Here is a 3,565-nt window from a genome sequence, read left to right as displayed (position 1 = left end):
TACTACCAAATGGGAAGGTGGCGGACAACACCACCCACGACAACCTGCAGAAGGCGATCGACCAGACCGACGGCGTCAAGGACGGCAAGGCCAAGGACGACCAGGACGCGGCCAGCGCCCTCCAGTCGGCCGTCGACCAGGTGAACGCCTCGATGCAGGCCAAGAGCCAGACCGACCAGCAGTCGGCTGCCGCACAGCAGTCGGCGCCATCCCATTCCGGTGGTGGCCACACGCCCTCCCACCGCCCACCACCAACCAAGGTGGTGGGCGGCTGGCCCACACCGGCACCCGCAGCACCACAAGGAGGAGGAAGTGATGGATTCGTTTGGAATCAGTGGAAGCAGAATCATAAGCCGATAGGTAATCATGGTTGCAATTCTGATGGTTCGTGTGGTGTCGACTAACGAAATACAAAAATGTGTCGGTGGGACCGGTTTCTTGCAGATCTCCTGATGATTCGGAAATGATCGTCTGGGCGGATGCTGGAAAAGCACGATATCGGTGATACGAGCATTCTCGCAACAGCAATGGCGAAATTGACAACACAGATTCGCAATACCTAAGTCCGACACACCGGTAGCCGGAAACGAGCGGCCTAGTATAGGCTACAGTTATTATCATAATGATAAGAACTCGAAGGGGAGTTTGACGATGACAAATGCACCATTAAGGTGCCGATTGTTTGCGGCGCTGGTCACCATTGGATTTCTGGGAGTTTTGACACCCACCGCATCCGCTGCCCAGAACACCAATCCCTTGGTTCCCCTGGTCGACGACTTCAGTTCATATTGGGAGGCACCGGGCGAACCATATGACGGAACCGGAACATCCGGAAAAGTACTCAACAAGGCCATCTTGAATGAAAACGACCAGATTGTGGTCTCCATCAACCATGAGGGTGCCGAACAATCTCACCAGGGGCAGCCCTCTCCACAGCAAGCTCGAGCCCTGAGCGACAGAGATGCCGATAAGAATGTCGCTTTCGAGCTCAAGGACGGGTTCGGCCCCATCCTGGGACGCTACTTCCAAGAGGGATACGACGGGGGATCACTGAATCTGGTCAAGGCAATAATGGAAGAAAACGGATGGAGCGGAAACCCGGCCAAGGACGCTCATCAGTATCCACGGCCGTATGTTCAACGCGACACTTGGCTGCCGGATGCAGATCACGTCACAGCCGGGAAGAACGACATGGCCGGGCTGCCGGGAAAACTGGACATCAAGGAGGTACCCGACTCATTGGGAGCAGATGGTAAAACCCACAGCGCCGATTATCCAAAAAACTCTCTGGAGGGTTCCTTCCCGTCGGGACATACGAATAAGGCATACTCACGCGGAGTGGTCCTTGCTGCCATGGTTCCCCGTCTCGCACCGGAAATCCTTGCCAGAGTGTCCGAAGCCGGAAACAACCGACTGGTGCTGGGTGTCCACTATCCTCTGGACGTCATGGCTGGACGTGTAGGGGGTATGGCATCAGTCGCTTCATATTGGGATTCCCACCAGGAAGATATGCAGAAAGCATCAAAGCAGTTGGTGGACTATCTGAAAGATAGATGTCGACAAGACGGCTACGGATCGACTCTCGACACGTGCATTGCGACAACCGGCGCCGACGGGGCCAAAGGCTATACGAACACCTTCACCGACACCGTATCCAAACGACCAGTGAAAGATCGTGCATCCGCCCTTGATGCATACAGGGCTCGAATGACCTATGGAATGCCCAGGCAAGGAGGTACGGATAAGCCCCTGGTCCCTCCCAAGAACGCAGAAGCCTTACTCGCCTTTGCGTACCCCAAGCTAACAGCCTCACAACGCAAGGAAGTTCTTATCAAGACAGCCATCGAAGACGGATATCCTTATGACCATTCCTCTAACGGATGGGACAGAATTAACCTGGCCGCAGCCCTCAGTTCAAGAATCACCCTGGACACCAACGGTAAGGTGGTCCGTGTGACCCAGGCCCGCCATCCCCAAGTCGAAACGGTGCAGGATAAGAAAGAGCGGATCACACCGTGGATCGTTGTCGGGGCCGTGGCCATTCTTGCAGTTCTGGTAATCGCCGTCGCAGCTGTTCTTTTCAAGCGTCGTAGCAACAAAAAGACGACTGATTGATCTATTGAATTCACCAATGATGCACCAACGGGTGATCAAGACGACCACTGGATAGAAACCAATGGACTTGATCACCCGTTCTTTATTCTAACCTCTACACGCAACCCAACGGATTATTGGCCTAGTCCCCGATTCCAGACGACTTAATCCTGCAACTCGCGACTTTCTGCCGGAAGACGATTACACCAATTCGATTGCAGTCGTATGCCCCGCGATTATCGATGATCGTGCGTCTTCCTCTGGCATCCCCATTGATCAGGAGAGGTGCCGCCCAGCAAGATTCCCCGGCATCCGACTCTCTTTCGTCTAAGCAGGTGCACATGAACGGAACGACGTTGCATAGGCATTACCGGACTCGTGACGGCCATGGCACCCGGAAATCGACTCCGACAGCCACCTCTATTCCCAGGGGGGGGGGGGACGGCCAAGGTCGGCTAGGGCGCAACGGCGGCAGCAAACCGGACAGCAGGTCATCTTCCGGGTGAGGTTGCACTCACCAGAGTGAAGTTCGATCAGGATGCGACCACCGACCTGACCGCAAATACGGACGGCATCTGAAGCATGACCACTCCACCTGCGCAGCCAGCACGGTCATAATCACCGTCACCTGGACCCTGAACGGGGCCGCCCAGTCTGACGAGCACCCGGCCTACACGTACGAGGCAGCCCCTGTGGTCACCTGCACCGTCCCCTCGACTCGGCCGACGGCTCCGCCATCCCGACCCAGCAGGTCATGGACGGGGAGAAGGCCATCAAGCCCGCCGACCCGACCAGGGATGGCCGTCACCGGTTCAACGGCTGATTCAATGGGACGGGCGCCTATGACTTCACCAACCCGTCAACGGCGACCTGACCCTCACCGCATACCGGAAGCGCAACACGGACCCACAGCCCGGCGACCCTACACCAGGGACCACCAACTCTGATCCAGCGCAAAAGCCGACCGACCACGTTGAAAAGCCGGCAGGCCACGCCAGTAATCCGAATCCGTCCCATGGTGTCCTGCCCAGCACGGACAGCAACGTCGACTCCATCCTGGTCCCGGGGTTCTTCCCCCTATCGGGGCTTCGGCCCCGGCACCCATTGACCGGGCCCCTTCACGGATCCTGCTGCATACGGGAAAGACCCCCGTGTCGGGGTGTTCCGGAATGGGGTGCCTGTGGTGTGCGGGGGGCAGGCACCTGGGCCTGCCGGACCTCGCCCCGCTCGGCCATCCTGTCCAGCCTCTCGAACCGTGCATGGTCCCGCTCCCCCAGCTCCATGGGATTCGATGCCCAATACGTCGGCGACATCACCTGCTCCCGGTATATCGAACCCATGGCCGAGGTGCTGATCCATCTGACATACATACAGAACCAGGACACCGACATTGCCCTGAAACTCAGGCACGCATAGCCACAACCGTTCCTGCTCGAACCACTTGCACAAACGAGATGGGCGACCTATGCAT

The 3,565-nt window shown here is 57.4% G+C and carries 2 protein-coding genes and 1 pseudogene; all 3 read left to right on the top strand.

Going from position 1 to position 3,565, the window contains the following annotated elements; translation table 11 throughout:
* Positions 1–404, top strand: a pseudogene (locus tag Q0K62_RS07870) (hypothetical protein); the annotation flags it as partial.
* Positions 405–678: 274 nt separating this feature from the next.
* A complete protein-coding gene (locus tag Q0K62_RS07865; protein WP_297317423.1) occupies positions 679–2,115 on the top strand; it encodes a phosphatase PAP2 family protein in 1,437 nt (478 codons plus the stop codon).
* A gap of 1,164 nt (positions 2,116–3,279) precedes the next feature.
* Positions 3,280–3,510, top strand: a complete 231-nt coding sequence (locus Q0K62_RS07860) for a hypothetical protein (protein ID WP_297317422.1) — start codon at positions 3,280–3,282, stop codon at positions 3,508–3,510.
* Positions 3,511–3,565: the final 55 nt, after the last annotated feature.

The organism is uncultured Bifidobacterium sp. (genome assembly GCF_945269915.1).
GTDB lineage: Bacteria > Actinomycetota > Actinomycetes > Actinomycetales > Bifidobacteriaceae > Bombiscardovia > Bombiscardovia indica.
The sequence above is the reverse complement of the archived record's forward strand: the minus strand, read 5'-3'. Positions and strand labels throughout refer to the sequence as shown.